At 64.7% G+C, this 17546-nt stretch carries 27 protein-coding genes; 22 read left to right on the top strand and 5 right to left on the bottom strand.

Features of this window, described 5'->3' with window-relative positions; genetic code table 11:
• The first annotated feature begins 46 nt into the window (after positions 1-46).
• Positions 47-1111 carry an alpha/beta hydrolase-fold protein gene (locus ACSYG9_RS01845; RefSeq protein WP_440125534.1) on the top strand — a complete coding sequence of 355 codons (1065 nt, stop codon included), beginning with the start codon at positions 47-49 and terminating at the stop codon, positions 1109-1111.
• Between the two features lie 74 nt (positions 1112-1185).
• On the opposite strand, the gene ACSYG9_RS01840 is transcribed toward ACSYG9_RS01845, so the two are convergent.
• From ACSYG9_RS01840 to ACSYG9_RS01820, 5 genes are all read right to left on the bottom strand, one after another.
• A complete protein-coding gene (locus tag ACSYG9_RS01840) occupies positions 1186-2214 on the bottom strand; it encodes an alpha/beta fold hydrolase (RefSeq protein ID WP_454840937.1) in 1029 nt (342 codons plus the stop codon).
• A gap of 102 nt (positions 2215-2316) precedes the next feature.
• Positions 2317-3165: an ABC transporter permease gene (locus ACSYG9_RS01835; protein WP_440125530.1), complete on the bottom strand. Its 849-nt coding sequence runs from the start codon at positions 3163-3165 to the stop codon at positions 2317-2319.
• Between the two features lie 4 nt (positions 3166-3169).
• Positions 3170-4021: an ABC transporter permease gene (locus ACSYG9_RS01830; RefSeq protein ID WP_454840934.1), complete on the bottom strand. Its 852-nt coding sequence runs from the start codon at positions 4019-4021 to the stop codon at positions 3170-3172.
• The gene (locus tag ACSYG9_RS01825; protein ID WP_454840932.1) at positions 4018-5028 is read right to left on the bottom strand and encodes an ATP-binding cassette domain-containing protein; all 1011 of its coding nucleotides are present in this window, start codon (positions 5026-5028) and stop codon (positions 4018-4020) included. The genes ACSYG9_RS01830 and ACSYG9_RS01825 overlap by 4 nt, the downstream gene beginning before the upstream one ends.
• 141 nt (positions 5029-5169) lie before the next feature.
• Entirely contained in the window at positions 5170-5859 is a 690-nt protein-coding gene (locus ACSYG9_RS01820) for an FCD domain-containing protein (RefSeq protein ID WP_440125525.1), read from the bottom strand.
• Between the two features lie 179 nt (positions 5860-6038).
• Between ACSYG9_RS01820 and ACSYG9_RS01815 the strand changes: the two genes are divergently transcribed.
• From ACSYG9_RS01815 to rpmD, 21 genes are all read left to right on the top strand, one after another.
• Positions 6039-7688: an amidase family protein gene (locus tag ACSYG9_RS01815; RefSeq protein WP_440125523.1), complete on the top strand. Its 1650-nt coding sequence runs from the start codon at positions 6039-6041 to the stop codon at positions 7686-7688.
• 452 nt (positions 7689-8140) lie between these two features.
• A complete protein-coding gene (rpsJ, locus tag ACSYG9_RS01810) occupies positions 8141-8446 on the top strand; it encodes a 30S ribosomal protein S10 (protein WP_003938093.1) in 306 nt (101 codons plus the stop codon).
• Positions 8447-8485: 39 nt separating this feature from the next.
• Entirely contained in the window at positions 8486-9139 is a 654-nt protein-coding gene (rplC, locus tag ACSYG9_RS01805) for a 50S ribosomal protein L3 (protein WP_169685519.1), read from the top strand.
• Positions 9136-9819: a 50S ribosomal protein L4 gene (gene rplD, locus ACSYG9_RS01800; protein WP_440125520.1), complete on the top strand. Its 684-nt coding sequence runs from the start codon at positions 9136-9138 to the stop codon at positions 9817-9819. The genes rplC and rplD overlap by 4 nt, the downstream gene beginning before the upstream one ends.
• On the top strand, positions 9816-10121 hold the full coding sequence (gene rplW / locus ACSYG9_RS01795) for a 50S ribosomal protein L23 (RefSeq protein ID WP_169685523.1): 306 nt from the start codon (positions 9816-9818) through the stop codon (positions 10119-10121). The genes rplD and rplW overlap by 4 nt, the downstream gene beginning before the upstream one ends.
• Before the next feature lie 38 nt (positions 10122-10159).
• Positions 10160-10993, top strand: a complete 834-nt coding sequence (gene rplB / locus ACSYG9_RS01790) for a 50S ribosomal protein L2 (RefSeq protein ID WP_169685525.1) — start codon at positions 10160-10162, stop codon at positions 10991-10993.
• Between the two features lie 19 nt (positions 10994-11012).
• On the top strand, positions 11013-11294 hold the full coding sequence (gene rpsS, locus ACSYG9_RS01785; protein ID WP_169685527.1) for a 30S ribosomal protein S19: 282 nt from the start codon (positions 11013-11015) through the stop codon (positions 11292-11294).
• Positions 11291-11683 carry a 50S ribosomal protein L22 gene (gene rplV, locus ACSYG9_RS01780; protein ID WP_169685529.1) on the top strand — a complete coding sequence of 131 codons (393 nt, stop codon included), beginning with the start codon at positions 11291-11293 and terminating at the stop codon, positions 11681-11683. The genes rpsS and rplV overlap by 4 nt, the downstream gene beginning before the upstream one ends.
• Positions 11683-12474 (top strand): 30S ribosomal protein S3, encoded by a 792-nt coding sequence (rpsC, locus tag ACSYG9_RS01775; RefSeq protein ID WP_132471069.1) that lies wholly within the window; start codon positions 11683-11685, stop codon positions 12472-12474. The genes rplV and rpsC overlap by 1 nt, the downstream gene beginning before the upstream one ends.
• A 4-nt stretch (positions 12475-12478) precedes the next feature.
• Entirely contained in the window at positions 12479-12895 is a 417-nt protein-coding gene (rplP, locus tag ACSYG9_RS01770) for a 50S ribosomal protein L16 (protein WP_169685532.1), read from the top strand.
• The gene (gene rpmC, locus ACSYG9_RS01765) at positions 12895-13131 is read left to right on the top strand and encodes a 50S ribosomal protein L29 (RefSeq protein WP_054716697.1); all 237 of its coding nucleotides are present in this window, start codon (positions 12895-12897) and stop codon (positions 13129-13131) included. The genes rplP and rpmC overlap by 1 nt, the downstream gene beginning before the upstream one ends.
• Positions 13128-13412 carry a 30S ribosomal protein S17 gene (rpsQ, locus tag ACSYG9_RS01760; RefSeq protein ID WP_054805954.1) on the top strand — a complete coding sequence of 95 codons (285 nt, stop codon included), beginning with the start codon at positions 13128-13130 and terminating at the stop codon, positions 13410-13412. Before rpmC ends, rpsQ begins: the two co-directional genes overlap by 4 nt.
• 298 nt (positions 13413-13710) lie before the next feature.
• Positions 13711-14079 carry a 50S ribosomal protein L14 gene (gene rplN, locus ACSYG9_RS01755; RefSeq protein WP_003938082.1) on the top strand — a complete coding sequence of 123 codons (369 nt, stop codon included), beginning with the start codon at positions 13711-13713 and terminating at the stop codon, positions 14077-14079.
• A complete protein-coding gene (rplX, locus tag ACSYG9_RS01750) occupies positions 14079-14396 on the top strand; it encodes a 50S ribosomal protein L24 (protein ID WP_440125516.1) in 318 nt (105 codons plus the stop codon). The genes rplN and rplX overlap by 1 nt, the downstream gene beginning before the upstream one ends.
• Position 14397: 1 nt before the next feature.
• A complete protein-coding gene (gene rplE / locus ACSYG9_RS01745) occupies positions 14398-14964 on the top strand; it encodes a 50S ribosomal protein L5 (RefSeq protein WP_054716688.1) in 567 nt (188 codons plus the stop codon).
• A 4-nt stretch (positions 14965-14968) separates the two neighbouring features.
• Positions 14969-15154: a type Z 30S ribosomal protein S14 gene (locus ACSYG9_RS01740; protein ID WP_169685536.1), complete on the top strand. Its 186-nt coding sequence runs from the start codon at positions 14969-14971 to the stop codon at positions 15152-15154.
• 166 nt (positions 15155-15320) lie between these two features.
• A complete protein-coding gene (gene rpsH, locus ACSYG9_RS01735; protein ID WP_054716682.1) occupies positions 15321-15719 on the top strand; it encodes a 30S ribosomal protein S8 in 399 nt (132 codons plus the stop codon).
• Between the two features lie 14 nt (positions 15720-15733).
• A complete protein-coding gene (gene rplF, locus ACSYG9_RS01730) occupies positions 15734-16273 on the top strand; it encodes a 50S ribosomal protein L6 (RefSeq protein WP_454840928.1) in 540 nt (179 codons plus the stop codon).
• A gap of 2 nt (positions 16274-16275) precedes the next feature.
• On the top strand, positions 16276-16683 hold the full coding sequence (rplR, locus tag ACSYG9_RS01725) for a 50S ribosomal protein L18 (RefSeq protein WP_054716703.1): 408 nt from the start codon (positions 16276-16278) through the stop codon (positions 16681-16683).
• 31 nt (positions 16684-16714) lie between these two features.
• On the top strand, positions 16715-17365 hold the full coding sequence (rpsE, locus tag ACSYG9_RS01720; protein WP_169685540.1) for a 30S ribosomal protein S5: 651 nt from the start codon (positions 16715-16717) through the stop codon (positions 17363-17365).
• Positions 17365-17544 (top strand): 50S ribosomal protein L30, encoded by a 180-nt coding sequence (gene rpmD, locus ACSYG9_RS01715; RefSeq protein ID WP_054805962.1) that lies wholly within the window; start codon positions 17365-17367, stop codon positions 17542-17544. Before rpsE ends, rpmD begins: the two co-directional genes overlap by 1 nt.
• The last annotated feature ends 2 nt before the right edge of the window (positions 17545-17546 follow it).

The following is a 17546-nucleotide window of genomic DNA, read 5'->3' as shown; positions in this document are numbered from 1 at the left end:
TCTGAAAAATCATGTCCCGGAAACGGGCCTGAGGAGGTTCAAGCGAATGAAGGTTGTCGAGTCGCGGACATGCACTCGAAGGACGAGACTCGCCGCGCTCTCGGCAGCTGTCGTAGCACTGCCGTTGTTCTTCGGTGGAGCTACGGCCGCGGCCGACCCGGTCTGGGACAGCGAGCAGCCTCTCGAGGTCGCCGAGTCCGAGAACGGCTCCTACATCACGCGTATCGAGCAGTACGGCGAGCAGCAACTCCTCGTCTACGTCCACTCGGCGTCGATGAACAAGGAAGTTCTCCTGGATGTGTGGCGTCCGGCAGACACCAGCGAGCCCCGCCCGACGCTGTACCTGTTGAACGGTGCGGGCGGCGGTGAGGACAGCGCGACGTGGCGGTTCCGCACCGACGCCATCGACTTCTTCAAAGACAAGAACCTCAACGTCGTCTCGCCGGTCGGTGGCAAATGGAGTTACTACACTGACTGGAAGAACGAGGATCCGGTTCTCGGTGTGAACAAGTGGGAGACCTTCCTCACCAAGGAAATCCCGCCGCTGATCGATGCTGCACTGGGAACCAACGGCGTCAACGCGATCGCGGGTCTTTCCTCGTCGGGCACATCGGTTCTCCAGCTCGCCATTGAAGGCGGCGACCTCTACCAGGGTGTGGCAGCCTACAGTGGCTGTGCCCAAACCTCGGATCCGATCGGTCAGCAGTTCGTGAAGGTCACCACGGAGACCTGGGGGGGCGGCGACACCCGCAACATGTGGGGCGAGCTCGACGACCCGATGTGGCGCGAGAAGGACCCCTACCTCAACGCCGAGCAGTTGCGCGGCCTCGAGCTGTACATCTCGAACGGTAACGGTCTGCCCGGCCCGTACGACACGCTCGACGGCCCGCAGATCGACGGCCAGGTGGACGTGCTCGCGAATCAGATCGTCGTCGGTGGCGTTATCGAGGCGGCGACGAACTACTGCACGCACAACCTGCAGAACCGACTGAACGAACTGGACATCCCCGCCACCTACAACTTCCGCGATTCGGGTAGCCACTCGTGGGGGTATTGGCAGGACGATCTGAAGGATTCGTGGCCGGTGCTCCAGCGCGCACTCGGACTGTGATCGTCCCTTCCTGCGTATGAAGTGAAATGCCCCTCCTGTCGATGACAGGAGGGGCATTGTCGTTCGGGTGATCTCTACCCGGCGTCGGGCGCTTCCGGAACGGTGCAGGGAGCTTCGTTGACGTCGGCGTAAGCGGGATCGAGGGCGGACTTCACCAGGTACAGCGATTCGGGGAGCATCAACATCGTCGAATGATCTGCGGGCGAGGCCGGGCACAGGTCCTGGACCCACTTGTTCTGGACCGCGGCGCCAGCGTCGGGCTCGAGGAACGAGCTCTCCGGCGGTGTCACGATTCCGTCGTGGCGCGTCGCGATCGACGTGTAGGTGATTCCAGGCAATGTCTCGGGGCCGTCGTTGAGCGCTGCGAGCACCCGGGAACCGATGAGCTGTTGCTGCCCGGCGACACCGAGATTGGTGCCGGCGAACAGTGCCTGCGCGACGATGTCGTTGCCGTTTGTCAGGCCGAAGATCGCCAGCGCCGCGTACAGCTGCTGGAGCCCGTTGAAAGACGTGCCGTGATTCGTTGCACCGAGCATGACAAGGTTCTCGACCTTGTTACGTGCCGGGACGAGAAGATCGGCTCCACCTTCGAACTTCAGGTACTGCCGCGACAGCATTCCTCCCTGCGAGTGTCCGACCAGATCGACCTTGTCGCTGCCGGTGTGCTCGAGGACAGCATCGACGAAGTCCCGTACCTCGACTGCGGACTCCTCGATGTCGGTGACGCCCCAGATCGTCTTGTCGGGATCGAACACGGCCTTCGCGCCGCCGTAGTTCAGCGCATATACGCAATAGCCGAGGTCGGCGAGCTGCGGCGCGACGATCGGCCACGTCTGCATCATTCCCGACCCGGTTCCATGCACGAGTACCACCGGTCGCGGATGTTCCGGCGACGGCACACAGTCGAGGTCGTTCGCTCCCTCGGGGCTCTGCCCCATCGTGGCGAGGATACTGGCCAGACGGCTGTCACTCGGGGCGGTTTCGCTCGAGGGTGGGTCGACGGTGGGCTGGGCAGACGCCATCGCCGGTGTGGTGACCAGCGACGCCGAGACAGCAAGGGCAGCGGTGGCTGTGGCCACAGCGATCCGGCGCGCAAAATTCATGGAGGCTCCTCGTGCGGACCGCCGGGGTCGTGGCGTATCCGTACCTGATCGGTCTGGAGTGAGGTTAGCAGCGCAAACCATGATCGTCGGGCAAGCTCGAGGTCACCCTTGTTGGGCCGCGCGACGATAGCCGCGGATGGCAGGCACCAGGAACAAGGCGAACATCCCGACCGACCACGCGAGGGTCTTGACCATCGGCTCGGCCAGCGGCCCACCCATCGCGAGTGCCCTCATGGTGTCGATCGCGCACGACATCGGCTGGTTCGCGACGATCGGCTGCAGCCAGGTCGGATAGGCCATGACCGGCACGAATCCCGAATTGAAGAACATCAGGAGGGTGCACACGATCGACACCATCTCTACGAGAGGGATCTTGGTCGACAGGGTGGCCAGGACGGTCACCATCATGGCGAATCCCATCCCGAACACGATGGGTACCACCAACATCAACAATGTCGCCGGGACGCCCTGGGTGAACCGGAAGCCCATGACGACGCCTGCGGCGAAAATCACAATCGAGGTGACGAGGACGCGAACAGCCTCCGCCATCAGGCGTCCCACCAGCCCCGCTGATCGGTGGATCGGCAGCGTGTAGAAGCGGCTCAGCAGACCGGACTCTCGTTCGGCGCGCAACCCGACTGCACTGACGACGGAACCGAACATCGCACCCACCAGCACGATCATCGGTACTGTCCCGAATATCGACGGCTGCCCCGTTGCGGCGGTGATGCTGTCGCCGAGCACGATCCTGAACATCACCAGTGTCAGTGCGGGATAGATCAGCGCTTGGATCATTGTCGCCGGATCGCGCGCCCAGCGAAGGAGGAGCCGGCCGCATTGGAGGCGGCTGTGCTGCCACAGCGCGGCGAGAGAGTTCTCGGCGACCACGGCGTTCGGCGCCGGATACCCGAACGATCCTGACCCTGTCCCCAGCGCAGTGCTCTGACTCATCCGGTCACCTCCGTCTCGTATTGGCCCACACGGCGAGAGGTAGACACACGATGGTCAACCCGACCAGCCACAGCAGACTCGGGTAGAACACCTCCCACGTGATCCCTCCGTCTGCCATGTCGCGCATAGCGAACGAGAACTGCGAGATCGGCTGATTGCGCACGAAGGGACGAATCCATTCGGGAAAACCTTGCTCGGGAACGAAACCGCACGACAGCATCCCGAGGATCAGCTGGGGGAGTGTCAGCGCCTGCGAGGTCGCTTCGGGGCTTTTGGAGAGGCTGCCGATCGCGTCGGCTCCCAGACACAGCACGAGGCTGATGGCGAGTGCCGTCACTCCGAAGAGAACAGCTTGTCCGAGTCCGGCGGTGAACCGGAAACCGATCAGATATCCGAATCCGATCGCGGCGAACAGGGAAATCACCGATCTCGTCATCCCCGCCGACATGCGAGAAAGCAGCGGCACGGTCGGGCCGACGGGCATTGTCTTCAACCGGGTCGTCAGTCCGGTTGTCGCCTCCTGCGCGGCCATCTGGGCCGCCGAGATAGCGGTGAACGCCATCGATTGAAGGACGATGATCGGCATCAGGAACTGCGCGTAGTCGATGCCCTGCATCTGCATCACGAACTTCAGCGGGAGATAGAACCCGAGACCGAAGACGAACGGTGCGATCACAGCGACGATCAGTTCGCCGTACCGCGCCATCGTGCGCAGGGTGCGTCCGGTCAGCGCCGACCATTGCGACACCGAACTCGGATGGATACGGCGGTGCGTGCCCGACCGTCGGTCGGGAAGGCTCGCACTCGTGTCGCCTGGGGGCCGACCCGCCGGAAGACGCTCGGTGCGGGCCGTCACGGGCCCTCTCCCGCCGTGGCCGCATCGAGTTCGGCGGATGCCGTCGACGCGCTGTGACCGGTCAGCTGCAGGAAGACGTCGTCCAAGGACGGCCGCCGTAAACCGATATCGGCGAGTTCGATGTCGAGGGGCGAGAGCAGGCGAAGCGCTTCGGTGAGGGTAGCTGCTCCATCGGGCGCTGGGATGGAGACCCGGTCGATGTCGCCGGGCGACGAGAGATCGGCACGTACGGAATCGGGGACGAGGGGACCGAGTGCGTGCACGATCCCGGGCACCGTCGCAGGGTCGACAGGGACGATTTCGCAGTAGCTGCCCCCGGTCGAAGCCTTCAGTTCGTTCGCCGTCCCCCTCGCGATGACCGTTCCTCTGTCGATCACGATGATGTTGTCGCTCAGTACGTCGGCTTCTTCGAGGTACTGAGTGGTCAACAGGGTCGTGATGCCCTGTCTCTTCAGGGACTCGACCAGTGACCACACACCCTGGCGCGACCGCGGGTCGAGTCCGGTGGTCGGCTCGTCGAGGAACACGACCTCGGGCCGGACCACGAGTCCGCATGCGATGTCGACCCGGCGGCGCATACCGCCCGAATAACCCTTGACCGGTCGGCGTCCTGCTTCGACGAGGTCGAACTCGAGGAGGAGCTCGTCCGCGCGCAGCTTTGCAGAGGTCTTGTCGAGCCCCATCAAGCGCCCGAACAGTACGAGATTCTCGCGTCCGGTGAGGGTGTCGTCCAGGGCAGCGAACTGTCCGGTCATCATGATCGAGCGTCGGACCGCAGCGGGGTTGGTCTCGACATCGTGACCTGCAACGACGGCACGGCCGCTCGAGGCGTGGATGAGCGTCGACAGGATCTTGACCATGGTGGTCTTTCCTGCACCGTTGGGGCCGAGGATCGCGAGGACCGAGCCTTCCGGAGCCGAGAAATCGACGCCGGCGAGTGCATGAACATCTCCGAACGACTTGTGGACATCCTCCACGAGGACTGCATGGTCGTGGTTGCTTCGCATCCGCACCCCACCGTCGAACTCGGTCCCTGTCGGGACTCGGTCATGGCCAGTCCAGCGGGTGTCCCCGCCTCCCTCGTCGAGATGCTACCGCTCCGAGGTGTTCCCGGCCGGGTGTCTGCGAACGGCCGTTGCGAGACGAGATCAGGACCAGATACCGATCTCGTCCAGATGCCGGACGAGACGGCGTGCTCCATCGGTGAAATGATCCCGGGTCTCGGTCCCGGCCGTGCTCGGATCATGCGCACGGAGAGCATCGAGAATTCGGCGATGTGCCGCGACGGCCTCGACCCCCCATTCCGGGTCGGACGAATAGAAATGTGCGGGAGTGTACCGCGTGGCGTTGTGCAGGAACCACGCGAGTTTGCGTGCGGCGGCGACCCGGTTGAGTGTCCGGTGGAAGGAGAATTCGAGAGCTTCGATTCGTGCTCCGTCGCCGGTCTGTACCGCGTCGGTGAACTTGACGTTGATGTCGTCGAGCTCGGCGATCGTGTCGCTACCGATGGTCTCCGCGGCGCGCGCGGCGAGTTTCTCGGCGATGCGCCCTTGCAGCCAGAACACGTCGTCGATGTCGGATCGGGTCAGCGGTGCGACGACGTAGCCCCGATGCGGAACGAGTTCGACGAGGCCTTCGCCGCGAAGGGTGAGCAGAGCTTCACGAACCGGGGTCACACTGACCCCGAGTTCGGCGGCGGTCTCGTCGAGCCGGACGAAATCGCCCGGCCGCACGTCGCCCGACATGATGCGGTTGCGGACGAACGACGCCACATCGTCCGACAGCTGGGGCCGCCGCCCAAGGCCGCGGGGAGAGCCGGACCGCTCGAACGGGGACATCGGCTTCTCCTGTATTCGTCATCGGTGCCGGGCTTCGTCGACGGTGGACTCGTCGATCCGGGCGATTATCGCGTACGGACGACGCCACGTGATGTGAAACCTCCCGATGGCGGCGACCGCTCGTCGGTTCGCGGCATGTCAACCCTGCGCTCGCAGAGTATTCGTGCTTCTCTGGGCAAATGAGTAGTGCGCTCTCCCGCCGCAGGATGTTGGGCTCGCTCGCGGGAGGTGCTCTGCTTCTGGGGACAGCCACCGCGCAGCGTAGTCATGCCGGACCGGTGCGGCGACTTCCGGATCCGGGCGCGGTCGACGCAACGGACCCTGCACTTCTGAGCGCAGTCGAGGCCGCGAGCCTCCTGCACTCCGGTCGGTTGCATCCGAGGGAACTGCTCGATGCATGTCTTGCGCGAACCCGGGGGTTCGACGGTGCGATCGGTGCGTGGGTCCGGCTGTATCCGGAGTTCGCGTATGCCGGTGCGGACGCCGCGGGTGAGCGGCTCACAAGGGCTCGAAGCGAAGGAATCCCGGTCCCCGACATCTGTGGCCTGCCGGTTGCGTTGAAGGACTTGTTCGCGGTGTCGGGATTTCCCCTCACGGCATCGAGCAGAGTGCTCGAAGGCAACATTGCGGCCGGTCATTCCGGTGTCTGGAGCAAGCTCGAAGACGCCGGGGCAATCCTGATGGGACACGCGCACACCGACGAGTTCGCAATCGGTATCGCGACGCCGCAGGTGGGAAATCCGTGGAACACCGAGATGTCACCGGGTGGGTCGTCGGGTGGCAGTGCCGCGGTCCTCGCCGCCCGCTTCGCTCCGCTCGCGGTCGGCAGTGACACGGGGGGATCGGTGAGGTTGCCTGCGAGCGCATGCGGGATCTCGTCGATCAAACCCACGTACGGCCGAATCACTTCGCACGGCATGATTCCGCTGACCTGGACCCGCGACCACGTCGGGCCGATGGGACGGAGCGTTGCCGACGCATCGTTGATGTTGTCGATCCTCGCGACCGTCGATGTCGACGATCCGATCACTGCGCTCGGGCCTGCGGTTCCGGCAGGTGGCTATCCGCTGACAGCGAAGGGCGGCGCGTCGCCGCTGGCCGGGATTCGGCTGGGACTTCCGCCGTCGGATCTTCCACCGCCGTTGCAGACCCTTTTCGACGACGCGGTCCAGCTTGCACGTTCGCTCGGCGCGGAGGTGGTCCCCGTGGTGATGCCACCGACTCCGACGTCTCTTGCGACCGGCGATGTCGTCGAAATGGGCTCGTATCACCGGCAATTCGCCGACCGGATCGGTTTGTACCGCCCGGAGCGGGTATCCAGTGTCGGGACTGCGGTGGCGTCTCTCGCAGTCCCCGTCGTGGACTACCTCATGCTCGAGCGAGACCGGTTGCGATACCAGTACGACTACAACAAGCTCTTCGCCGACAACGATCTCGACGCGGTGATGATCCCCGGCACAAAGGTGGACGGCGCCCGGCGTGAGGAGTTTCTCGGGGTGAGTGTGACAGAAGGCGCACCGGGCGAGGTGAAGTGGGCCAACTACTCGGGTGCGCCGGTTGTGACACTCCCGGTGGGGCGGTCGGTGGCGACCGGCATGCCGTTCGGTGTGCAGCTCGGCGCGAGGCCGTGGCAGGACGAACAGATCATCCAGATCGGCCTCGAGCTGCAGGAAACGCTTCCGGTGTGGAGGGACTTGCCCGCTCTGGTGCCTGCACCGGGAGTTGCGCCCGAGGTGGTTCAGGTGGCGCCCGGTCCCGGCCCCGACCCGACCAACACCGTGGATGCGGCCGCGCCGTTGCGTACGCCACCGATGAACGCAATAGGTTGAAGGTCCGTCCCGACGGGGGATGAGTTCGGCGGAGTTGTACTCGGCGGCGGATTGCTGCATACTGGTCGGGTTGCCTTGACCGGGCCATGGATGTTTCGCGGCTCGGAACGGTGAAAGTAGTGACAGTCGCGGATCGAGCCTTAAGGCCAGGTCGCGGCCACATGCAAGACGGAAGCAGTACCAGCGTGCGCTCGTATGAGCGCATCCGGTCCCGTTCTGTGCGGTGTCGAAATGCAGATTTCGGCGCCGGGGAATGAGCGACGGAGCGACACGCCCGACCGCGTGGACCGGAGAACAATGACAGATGAACAGCGGCAGCGGATCGGGTGAGCCCGGCTCGCGATGTGTATGAGTGCTGTTCTCTGTCGCCTGTTCCGTTCGGAACTGTGCAGACGAGGTGGTTCCCGATCAGATCGGGTGCTACGAAACGCGGCAAGAAAAGGACACTAAGCGTGGCGGGACAGAAGATCCGCATCAGGCTCAAGGCCTATGACCACGAGGCGATCGACGCATCTGCGCGCAAGATCGTCGAGACGGTCACCCGTACGGGTGCCCGTGTGGTCGGCCCGGTGCCGTTGCCCACTGAAAAGAACGTGTACTGCGTCATTCGCTCGCCGCACAAGTACAAGGACTCGCGCGAGCACTTCGAGATGCGTACTCACAAGCGGCTGATCGACATCCTCGACCCGACGCCGAAGACGGTCGACGCACTCATGCGCATCGACCTCCCGGCGAGCGTCGACGTCAACATTCAGTGACTTACAGCGAGCTTGTAGAAGACGCAGCGGAGAGAACAGATGACTAACCAGATCAAGGGAATCCTGGGCACCAAGCTCGGCATGACCCAGGTCTTCGACGAGAACAACCGGGTCGTTCCGGTGACCGTCGTCAAGGCCGGACCGAACGTGGTCACGCAGATTCGCACGGAGGAGCGCGACGGCTACAACGCTGTGCAGCTCGCCTTCGGTGCCATTGCGCCGCGCAAGGTCAACAAGCCGGTCCGCGGCCAGTTCGACAAGGCAGGCGTGACCCCGCGCCGCCACCTCGTCGAGCTTCGTGTCGAGGACTCCTCGGAGTACGAGGTCGGCCAGGAACTGACCGCAGAGGTGTTCGAAGACGGCGCATTCGTCGACATCACGGGCACTTCCAAGGGCAAGGGCTTCGCCGGCACCATGAAGCGTCACGGCTTCGCCGGTCAGGGCGCTTCGCACGGTGCGCAGGCTGTGCACCGTCGTCCCGGCTCCATCGGTGGCTGCGCCACCCCGGGCCGTGTCTTCAAGGGCACGCGCATGTCCGGCCGTATGGGTAGCGACCGCGTCACGACGCAGAACCTCTCCGTCCACAAGGTGGACGCCGAGAACGGTCTGCTGCTTATCAAGGGCGCGATCCCCGGCCGCAAGGGCGGCCTCGTGATCGTCAAGACTGCAGTGAAGGGTGGTGCACGGGCATGACCAGCACCGAGACCGCAACCAAGCTGACGCTGGACGTCAAGGCTGCGGGTGGCAAGTCCACCGGCACCGTCGATCTCCCCGCGGAGCTCTTCGACGCCCCGGCCAACATCGCGTTGCTGCACCAGGTGGTTGTCGCGCAGCTCGCTGCTGCACGCCAGGGCACGCACTCGACCAAGACGCGCGGAGAGGTCCGTGGCGGTGGTCGTAAGCCGTACCGCCAGAAGGGCACCGGCCGCGCACGTCAGGGCTCGACCCGCGCACCGCAGTTCGTCGGTGGCGGCACCGTCCACGGCCCGCAGCCGCGCGACTACAGCCAGCGCACCCCCAAGAAGATGAAGGCAGCCGCCCTGCGCGGTGCCCTCTCCGACCGGGCGCGCAACGAGCGCATCCACGTGATCACCGAGCTCGTCGCGGGTCAGACCCCGTCGACGAAGTCGGCGCGCGCTTTCCTCGGTGAGCTCACCGAGCGTAAGAACGTGCTCCTGGTGGTCGGACGTGCAGACGTCGCCGCGTGGAAGAGCGTGCAGAACCTGCCGAACGTCCACACGCTCGCACCCGATCAGCTGAACACCTACGACGTCCTCTACAGCGACGATGTCGTGTTCAGCGTCGAGGCGCTCAACGCGTTCATTCACGGGCCGGCCGAGTCGGCTCAGGAAGTCAAGGAGGAGAGCAAGTGAGCACGATCGCCGATCCGCGCGACATCCTGCTGGCTCCCGTCGTCTCCGAGAAGTCCTACGGGCTGATGGAAGAGGGCACCTACACCTTCCTGGTCCACCCGGACTCGAACAAGACGCAGATCAAGATTGCCGTCGAGAAGGTCTTCGGCGTCAAGGTGAGCAGCGTCAACACCGCCAACCGTCAGGGCAAGCGCAAGCGGACGCGGTTCGGTTACGGCAAGCGCAAGGACACCAAGCGCGCGCTCGTGACCCTGACCGCCGACAGCAAGCCCATCGAGATCTTCGGAGGCCCGGTCGCTTAGGCGCCGGAACTCGCGAGAGATAGAGGACGAGAAGACTCATGGCAATCCGTAAGTACAAGCCGACTACGCCGGGCCGTCGTGGCGCCAGTGTGTCGGACTTCGCCGAGATCACTCGGTCGACGCCCGAGAAGTCGCTGATCCGCCCGCTGCACGGTCGCGGTGGTCGCAACGCGCACGGTCGTATCACGACCCGGCACAAGGGTGGCGGACACAAGCGCGCATACCGCTTGATCGATTTCCGTCGCAACGACAAGGACGGCATCCCGGCCAAGGTCGCTCACATCGAGTACGACCCCAACCGCACCGCCCGCATCGCGCTGCTCCACTACGTGGACGGCGAGAAGCGCTACATCATCGCCCCCAAGGGCCTGGTGCAGGGCGCCCCGGTCGAGTCCGGCCCGACGGCCGACATCAAGCCGGGCAACAACCTGCCGCTGCGCAACATCCCGACCGGTACCACCATTCACGCGGTGGAACTGCGTCCCGGTGGCGGAGCCAAGATGGCCCGTTCGGCCGGCGCGAGCATCCAGCTCCTCGGTAAGGAAGGCACCTACGCCACGCTGCGTATGCCGTCCGGTGAGATCCGTCGCGTCGACGTGCGCTGCCGCGCAACCGTCGGCGAGGTCGGCAACGCCGAGCAGTCGAACATCAACTGGGGCAAGGCCGGCCGTATGCGCTGGAAGGGCAAGCGTCCTACCGTCCGCGGTGTCGTGATGAACCCGGTCGACCACCCGCACGGCGGTGGTGAGGGCAAGACCTCCGGTGGTCGCCATCCGGTCAGCCCGTGGGGCAAGCCCGAGGGCCGCACCCGCAAGAACAAGGCGTCCGACAAGCTCATCGTTCGTCGTCGCCGCACCGGCAAGAAGCGCTAGTCAAGGAGGGAGTTAGAGAATGCCACGCAGCCTCAAGAAAGGCCCGTTCGTCGACGACCACCTCCTGGCTAAGGTGGACGCCCAGAACGAAAAGGGCACCAAGCAGGTCATCAAGACCTGGTCGCGCCGTTCTACGATCCTGCCCGATTTCATCGGTCACACGTTTGCAGTCCATGACGGACGCAAGCACGTTCCGGTGTTCGTCTCGGATTCGATGGTCGGCCACAAGCTCGGTGAATTCGCACCGACCCGTACGTTCAAGGGCCACATCAAGGACGACCGGAAGAGCAAGCGTCGATGAGTACTGAAACCACAAACCCGAGCGCTCGGGCTGTTGCGCGCCACGTGCGTGTGACCCCGATGAAGGCGCGCCGCGTCGTCGACATCGTTCGCGGAAAGTCTGTCGAGGAAGCCCTCGCAATTCTGAAGTTCGCGCCGCAGGCCGCTGCAGAGCCGGTCGCCAAGGTGATCGCCTCGGCAGCTGCGAACGCACAGAACAACCTGAACCTCGACCCCAGCACGCTCGTCATCGCGACGGCGTACGTGGACGAGGGCGCAACCCTCAAGCGGTTCCAGCCGCGTGCACAGGGTCGCGCGTTCCGTATCCGCAAGCGGTCGAGCCACATCACCGTGATCGTGGAGAGCGTCGGCTCGAACTCGTCTCGCAACCGCCGGAAGGGAGCTCAGTAGTGGGCCAGAAGATCAACCCGCACGGCTTCCGTCTGGGCATCACCACCGACTGGAAGTCGCGTTGGTACGCAGACAAGCAGTACGCGGACTACGTGAAGGAAGACGTCGCGATCCGTAAGTTCCTGGCCTCCGGCCTCGAGCGTGCAGGCATCGCGAAGGTCGAGATCGAGCGCACCCGCGACCGTGTGCGTGTGGACATCCACACCGCGCGTCCGGGCATCGTCATCGGCCGCCGCGGCGCCGAGGCCGATCGCATCCGCGCCGAGCTCGAGAAGCTGACCGGCAAGCAGGTGCAGCTCAACATCCTCGAGGTCAAGAACGCCGAGTCCGAGGCTCAGCTGGTGGCGCAGGGCGTCGCAGAGCAGCTCTCGAACCGCGTGGCGTTCCGCCGGGCGATGCGCAAGGCCATTCAGTCGGCAATGCGTCAGCCCAACGTCAAGGGCATCCGCGTGCAGTGCTCGGGCCGCCTCGGTGGCGCAGAGATGTCGCGTTCGGAGTTCTACCGTGAAGGTCGCGTCCCGCTGCACACGCTGCGCGCGGACATCGACTACGGCCTCTACGAGGCGAAGACCACCTTCGGCCGCATCGGCGTGAAGGTCTGGATCTACAAGGGCGACATCGTCGGTGGCCGTCGCGAGCTCGCTGCTGCCGCAGCTGCTCCCGCCGACCGCCCGCGTCGTGAGCGTCCGAGCCGCCCGCGTCGTTCCGGCGCCTCGGGCACCACCGCGACGAGCACCGAAGCGGGTCGGGCAGCCGACGCCCCGGCTTCGGCAGAGAACAAGGAGGGCTGACGCAATGTTGATCCCCCGGCGGGTCAAACACCGCAAGCAGCACCATCCGAGCCGTTCGGGTAACGCCAAGGGCGGCACCCAGGTCGCCTTCGGCGAGTACGGCATCCAGGCTCTCGAGCCGGCCTACATCACGAACCGGCAGATCGAAGCCGCTCGTATCGCCATGACCCGGCACATCAAGCGTGGCGGCAAGATCTGGATCAACATCTTCCCGGATCGCCCGCTCACCAAGAAGCCTGCCGAAACCCGCATGGGTTCCGGCAAGGGTTCGCCCGAGTGGTGGGTCGCGAACGTCAAGCCCGGTCGCGTGCTGTTCGAGATGAGCTACCCGAACGAGGAGACCGCTCGTGAGGCCCTGCGCCGCGCGATGCACAAGCTCCCGTGCAAGTGCCGGATCGTGACGAGGGAGGAGCAGTTCTGATGGCTACCGAAACCCCCGCCGCAGAACTCCGCGAGCTCACCGAGGAAGAGTTGACCTCGAAGCTTCGCGAGTCCAAGGAAGAGCTGTTCAACCTCCGCTTCCAGATGGCTACCGGTCAGCTGGACAACAACCGACGACTGCGCACCGTGCGTAACGAGATCGCTCGTATCTACACGGTTCTGCGCGAGCGTGAGCTCGGTCTGGCCACCGGCCCGGATGCGGGTGACGTGGCATGAGTGAGGAAAAGGCAGTGACCCAGAACGAAGAGCGCGCGAGCCGCAAGGTCCGCATCGGCTACGTCGTCTCGGACAAGATGGAAAAGACCATCGTGGTCGAGCTCGAGGATCGCGTGAAGCACCCGCTGTACGGCAAGATCATCCGCCGTACGACCAAGGTGAAGGCACACGACGAGAACGGTCTCGCCGGCATCGGCGACCGCGTGCAGCTGATGGAGACCCGTCCGCTGTCCGCGTCGAAGCGCTGGCGTCTGGTCGAGGTGCTCGAGAAGGCCAAGTAGTCTTCTCACACTTCGTGTGACGAAAGTCCTCGGCCCGGTGTCCATTTCGGACGCCGGGCCGAGGTCGTCTTCGGAGTACAGGCGCTGGCGCCGAGTTTCGTGCCTTCCATCCGGGGCCCGGGATGGGAGCGAGCGCACAGTTCGCTAATTTGCCCTGGGTACGGTATATGGCCTACCCTGGACGGGTTGCTTCGCGGGACCCGTGTGTCTTGCGCGCGTGCGCCGTGAGTAGCCGACGACCGCGTACGTCCAGGTCGGAAATCTGACGTACACACCAATCCAGGTCAAGGAGACGTAAGTGATCCAGCAGGAGTCGCGACTGCGCGTCGCCGACAACACGGGTGCCAAGGAGATTCTCTGCATCCGCGTTCTCGGTGGTTCGTCCCGTCGCTACGCCGGTATCGGCGACATCATTGTCGCCACCGTCAAGGACGCCATCCCCGGCGGCAACGTCAAGCGTGGCGACGTCGTCAAGGCCGTGATCGTGCGCACCGCCAAGGAGCGCCGTCGGCCGGACGGCTCGTACATCAAGTTCGATGAGAACGCCGCAGTCATCATCAAGGGTGACAACGATCCGCGCGGCACCCGCATCTTCGGACCCGTCGGTCGCGAGCTTCGCGACAAGCGGTTCATGAAGATCGTCTCGCTCGCTCCGGAGGTGCTGTGATGAAGGTGCACAAGGGCGACACCGTGCTCGTCATCTCGGGTAAGGACAAGGGCGCGAAGGGCAAGGTCATCGCGGCCTTCCCGCGCGAGAACCGTGTCCTCGTCGAGGGCGTGAACCGGATCAAGAAGCACACCGCGGTCTCGGCCAACGAGCGTGGCGCCTCTTCGGGCGGCATCGTGACGCAGGAGGCCCCGATCCACGTTTCCAACGTTGCGGTCGTCGACTCGGACGGAAATGCCACTCGCATCGGCTACCGGACCGACGAGGAAACCGGCAAGCGCGTTCGGATTTCCCGGAAGAACGGGAAGGACATCTGACATGACCACCACCGAGAACAAGATCCAGCCGCGTCTGAAGACCCGCTACCGCGCGGAGATCCGTGACGCGCTGAACGCGGAGTTCGCCTACGCGAACGTCATGCAGATCCCCGGCGTCGTCAAGGTCGTCGTCAACATGGGTGTCGGCGACGCGGCCCGCGACGCGAAGCTCATCAACGGTGCGGTCAACGACCTCGCGTTGATCACCGGTCAGAAGCCGGAGATCCGCAAGGCCCGTAAGTCCATCGCGCAGTTCAAGCTTCGCGAGGGTATGCCCATCGGCGCGCGCGTCACGCTCCGCGGCGATCGCATGTGGGAGTTCCTGGACCGTCTCGTGTCCATCGCGCTTCCCCGTATCCGCGACTTCCGTGGCCTGAACGGCAACCAGTTCGATGGCAACGGCAACTACACGTTCGGCCTGAACGAGCAGTCGATGTTCCACGAGATCGACGTGGACAAGATCGACCGCCCGCGCGGCATGGACATCACCGTCGTGACCACCGCTACCAACAACGAAGAAGGCCGTGCCCTGCTCAAGCACCTCGGCTTCCCGTTCAAGGAGAACTGAGCCCATGGCTAAGAAGGCACTGGTCAACAAGGCCAACAAGAAGCCGAAGTTCGCGGTTCGCGCCTACACGCGCTGCCAGCGTTGCGGTCGCCCGCACGCGGTGTTCCGCAAGTTCGGTCTCTGCCGCGTCTGCCTCCGTGAGATGGCACACGCAGGCGAGCTTCCGGGAGTTCACAAGAGCTCCTGGTGACGTGAGCGGGTGGGCGGAGACCTCGTGCCTCCGCCCACCGTCACGCTGTCAGGGGCCGGCTCATTTCGGGCCGGCTCGCATTGAAACCAAATTCGCTGCAGGCCCACGACCGGATTCCTCCGGTGTTGCATGGGAACCGCTCCGAGAAAGGTGTACAGGTCAGACCATGACCATGACCGACCCCATCGCAGACTTCTTGACGCGTCTGCGTAACGCCAACACGGCGTTCCACGACGAGGTCAAGCTCCCGTCCTCGAAGATCAAGGTGAACATCGCCGAGATCCTCAAGCGCGAGGGCTACATCTCCGACTACCGCACCGAGGACGCCGAGGTGGGCAAGACCCTCGTCGTCGACCTCAAGTACGGGCCTTCCCGTGAGCGCAGCCTCGCCGGCGTGCGTCGCGTGTCGAAGCCCGGCCTTCGTGTGTACGCGAAGTCCACCAACCTGCCCAAGGTCCTGGGCGGACTCGGCGTGGCGATCATCTCCACGTCGTCCGGTCTGCTCACCGATCGCCAGGCGGCCAAGCAGGGAGTAGGCGGGGAAGTCCTCGCCTACGTCTGGTAAGGGAGGCCACCACAATGTCGCGAATCGGAAAACTCCCCGTTGCAGTTCCCTCGGGTGTCGAGGTGAACATCGCTGGCCAGAATGTCGCAGTGAAGGGCCCCAAGGGCAACCTGTCGCTGACGATCGCTGAGCCCATCTCCATCGCCAAGGGCGACGACGGGGCACTGAACATCAACCGCCCCAACGACGAGCGTCGCAGCCGTGCGCTGCACGGTCTGTCGCGGACCCTGGTGCAGAACCTCATCGTCGGTGTGACCGAGGGTTACACCATCAAGATGGAGATCTTCGGCGTCGGCTACCGCGTTGCGCTCAAGGGCAAGGACCTCGAGTTCTCGCTCGGCTACAGCCACCCGGTACTCATCGAGGCCCCCGAAGGCATCACCTTTGCCGTCGAGGCGCCCACGAAGTTCTCGATTGCGGGTATCGACAAGCAGCAGGTCGGCCAGATCGCGGCCAACATTCGCCGTTTGCGTAAGTCCGACCCGTACAAGGGCAAGGGCATCCGCTACGAGGGTGAGCAGGTCCGTCGCAAGGTCGGAAAGACGGGTAAGTGATCATGAGCCAGACCGAGAACCAGAAGGCCAAGCGGATCCCGCGCGGCAAGGATGCGTCCACGACGCGTCGGCTGTCGAAGACGCGTCGTCATTTCCGCCTCCGCAAGAAGATCGCCGGAACGGCAGAGCGTCCGCGTCTCGTCGTCAACCGCTCGTCGCGCCACATGCACGTGCAGGTCATCAACGACCTCACCGGCACGACCGTCGCCGCTGCGTCGACCATCGAGGCCGACGTGCGTGCGCTCGAGGGCGACAAGAAGGCGCGTGGCGCCAAGGTCGGACAGCTGATCGCCGAGCGCGCGAAGGCTGCCGGCGTGGAATCCGTGGTCTTCGACCGCGGTGGACACACCTACAGCGGCCGCATCGCGGCCCTCGCGGACGCAGCACGCGAGAGCGGGCTGAAGTTCTGATGATCATCTTTTCGAACGGAAGGAACGTCTGATGCCGGGACGTCAGCGGCGTGACGGCGGAAACGGCCCCGCCGGACAGAATGGCCCCAACACCGGGGACAACCGTGGTGGTCGCGACCGCCGCGATCGCGACTCGCGCGGCGGCAACGCTGCCGAGCGGTCGAACCACATCGAGCGTGTCGTCTCGATCAACCGTGTGTCGAAGGTCGTCAAGGGCGGCCGTCGCTTCAGCTTCACCGCGCTGGTGATCGTCGGAGACGGCAACGGTGTGGTCGGCGTCGGTTACGGCAAGGCCAAGGAAGTTCCCGCGGCCATCACCAAGGGTGTCGAGGAAGCTCGCAAGAACTTCTTCCGCGTTCCGCTCATCGGCGGAACCATCACCCACCCGGTTCAGGGTGAGGCTGCTGCAGGCGTCGTCCTGCTGCGTCCGGCTTCCCCCGGTACCGGTGTGATCGCCGGTGGCGCGGTGCGCGCTGTGCTGGAGTGCGCGGGCATCTCCGACATCCTGTCGAAGTCGCTCGGCTCCGACAATGCCATCAACGTGGTGCACGCGACGGTTGCAGCTCTCAAGGGCCTGCAGCGTCCGGAGGAAGTTGCGGCTCGCCGTGGGCTTCCCCTCGAGGACGTCGCTCCCGCAGGCATGCTTCGCGCCCGTGCACTGGCTGCTGGGAGCGTGAAGTAATGGCAGAGCTGAAGATCACCCAGATCAAGAGCACCATCGGTACCAAGCAGAATCAGCGTGACAGCCTGCGCACCCTCGGCCTGCGGAAGATCCGCCAGTCGGTGGTCCGCGAGGACAACGCGCAGAACCGTGGCTTGATCAACGTGGTGCGTCACCTCGTGACCGTTGAGGAGGTCTGAGA

The sequence above is a fragment of the Rhodococcus sp. SJ-2 genome (genome assembly GCF_053750035.1).
This window is presented reverse-complemented; position numbering and strand designations above follow the sequence as displayed.

Excerpts from the sequence above, each read along its gene's own strand:
- ACSYG9_RS01845 (WP_440125534.1), top strand. The coding sequence starts at position 47 with ATGAAGGTTGTCGAGTCGCGGACATGCACTCGAAGGACGAGACTCGCC.
- ACSYG9_RS01840 (WP_454840937.1), bottom strand. The coding sequence starts at position 2,214 with ATGAATTTTGCGCGCCGGATCGCTGTGGCCACAGCCACCGCTGCCCTT.
- ACSYG9_RS01835 (WP_440125530.1), bottom strand. The coding sequence starts at position 3,165 with ATGAGTCAGAGCACTGCGCTGGGGACAGGGTCAGGATCGTTCGGGTAT.
- ACSYG9_RS01825 (WP_454840932.1), bottom strand. The coding sequence starts at position 5,028 with ATGCGAAGCAACCACGACCATGCAGTCCTCGTGGAGGATGTCCACAAG.
- ACSYG9_RS01820 (WP_440125525.1), bottom strand. The coding sequence starts at position 5,859 with ATGTCCCCGTTCGAGCGGTCCGGCTCTCCCCGCGGCCTTGGGCGGCGG.
- ACSYG9_RS01815 (WP_440125523.1), top strand. The coding sequence starts at position 6,039 with ATGAGTAGTGCGCTCTCCCGCCGCAGGATGTTGGGCTCGCTCGCGGGA.
- rplC (WP_169685519.1), top strand. The coding sequence starts at position 8,486 with ATGACTAACCAGATCAAGGGAATCCTGGGCACCAAGCTCGGCATGACC.
- rplD (WP_440125520.1), top strand. The coding sequence starts at position 9,136 with ATGACCAGCACCGAGACCGCAACCAAGCTGACGCTGGACGTCAAGGCT.
- rplB (WP_169685525.1), top strand. The coding sequence starts at position 10,160 with ATGGCAATCCGTAAGTACAAGCCGACTACGCCGGGCCGTCGTGGCGCC.
- rpsS (WP_169685527.1), top strand. The coding sequence starts at position 11,013 with ATGCCACGCAGCCTCAAGAAAGGCCCGTTCGTCGACGACCACCTCCTG.
- rplV (WP_169685529.1), top strand. The coding sequence starts at position 11,291 with ATGAGTACTGAAACCACAAACCCGAGCGCTCGGGCTGTTGCGCGCCAC.
- rplP (WP_169685532.1), top strand. The coding sequence starts at position 12,479 with ATGTTGATCCCCCGGCGGGTCAAACACCGCAAGCAGCACCATCCGAGC.
- rpmC (WP_054716697.1), top strand. The coding sequence starts at position 12,895 with ATGGCTACCGAAACCCCCGCCGCAGAACTCCGCGAGCTCACCGAGGAA.
- rpsQ (WP_054805954.1), top strand. The coding sequence starts at position 13,128 with ATGAGTGAGGAAAAGGCAGTGACCCAGAACGAAGAGCGCGCGAGCCGC.
- rplX (WP_440125516.1), top strand. The coding sequence starts at position 14,079 with ATGAAGGTGCACAAGGGCGACACCGTGCTCGTCATCTCGGGTAAGGAC.
- rplE (WP_054716688.1), top strand. The coding sequence starts at position 14,398 with ATGACCACCACCGAGAACAAGATCCAGCCGCGTCTGAAGACCCGCTAC.
- ACSYG9_RS01740 (WP_169685536.1), top strand. The coding sequence starts at position 14,969 with ATGGCTAAGAAGGCACTGGTCAACAAGGCCAACAAGAAGCCGAAGTTC.
- rpsH (WP_054716682.1), top strand. The coding sequence starts at position 15,321 with ATGACCATGACCGACCCCATCGCAGACTTCTTGACGCGTCTGCGTAAC.
- rplF (WP_454840928.1), top strand. The coding sequence starts at position 15,734 with ATGTCGCGAATCGGAAAACTCCCCGTTGCAGTTCCCTCGGGTGTCGAG.
- rplR (WP_054716703.1), top strand. The coding sequence starts at position 16,276 with ATGAGCCAGACCGAGAACCAGAAGGCCAAGCGGATCCCGCGCGGCAAG.
- rpsE (WP_169685540.1), top strand. The coding sequence starts at position 16,715 with ATGCCGGGACGTCAGCGGCGTGACGGCGGAAACGGCCCCGCCGGACAG.
- rpmD (WP_054805962.1), top strand. The coding sequence starts at position 17,365 with ATGGCAGAGCTGAAGATCACCCAGATCAAGAGCACCATCGGTACCAAG.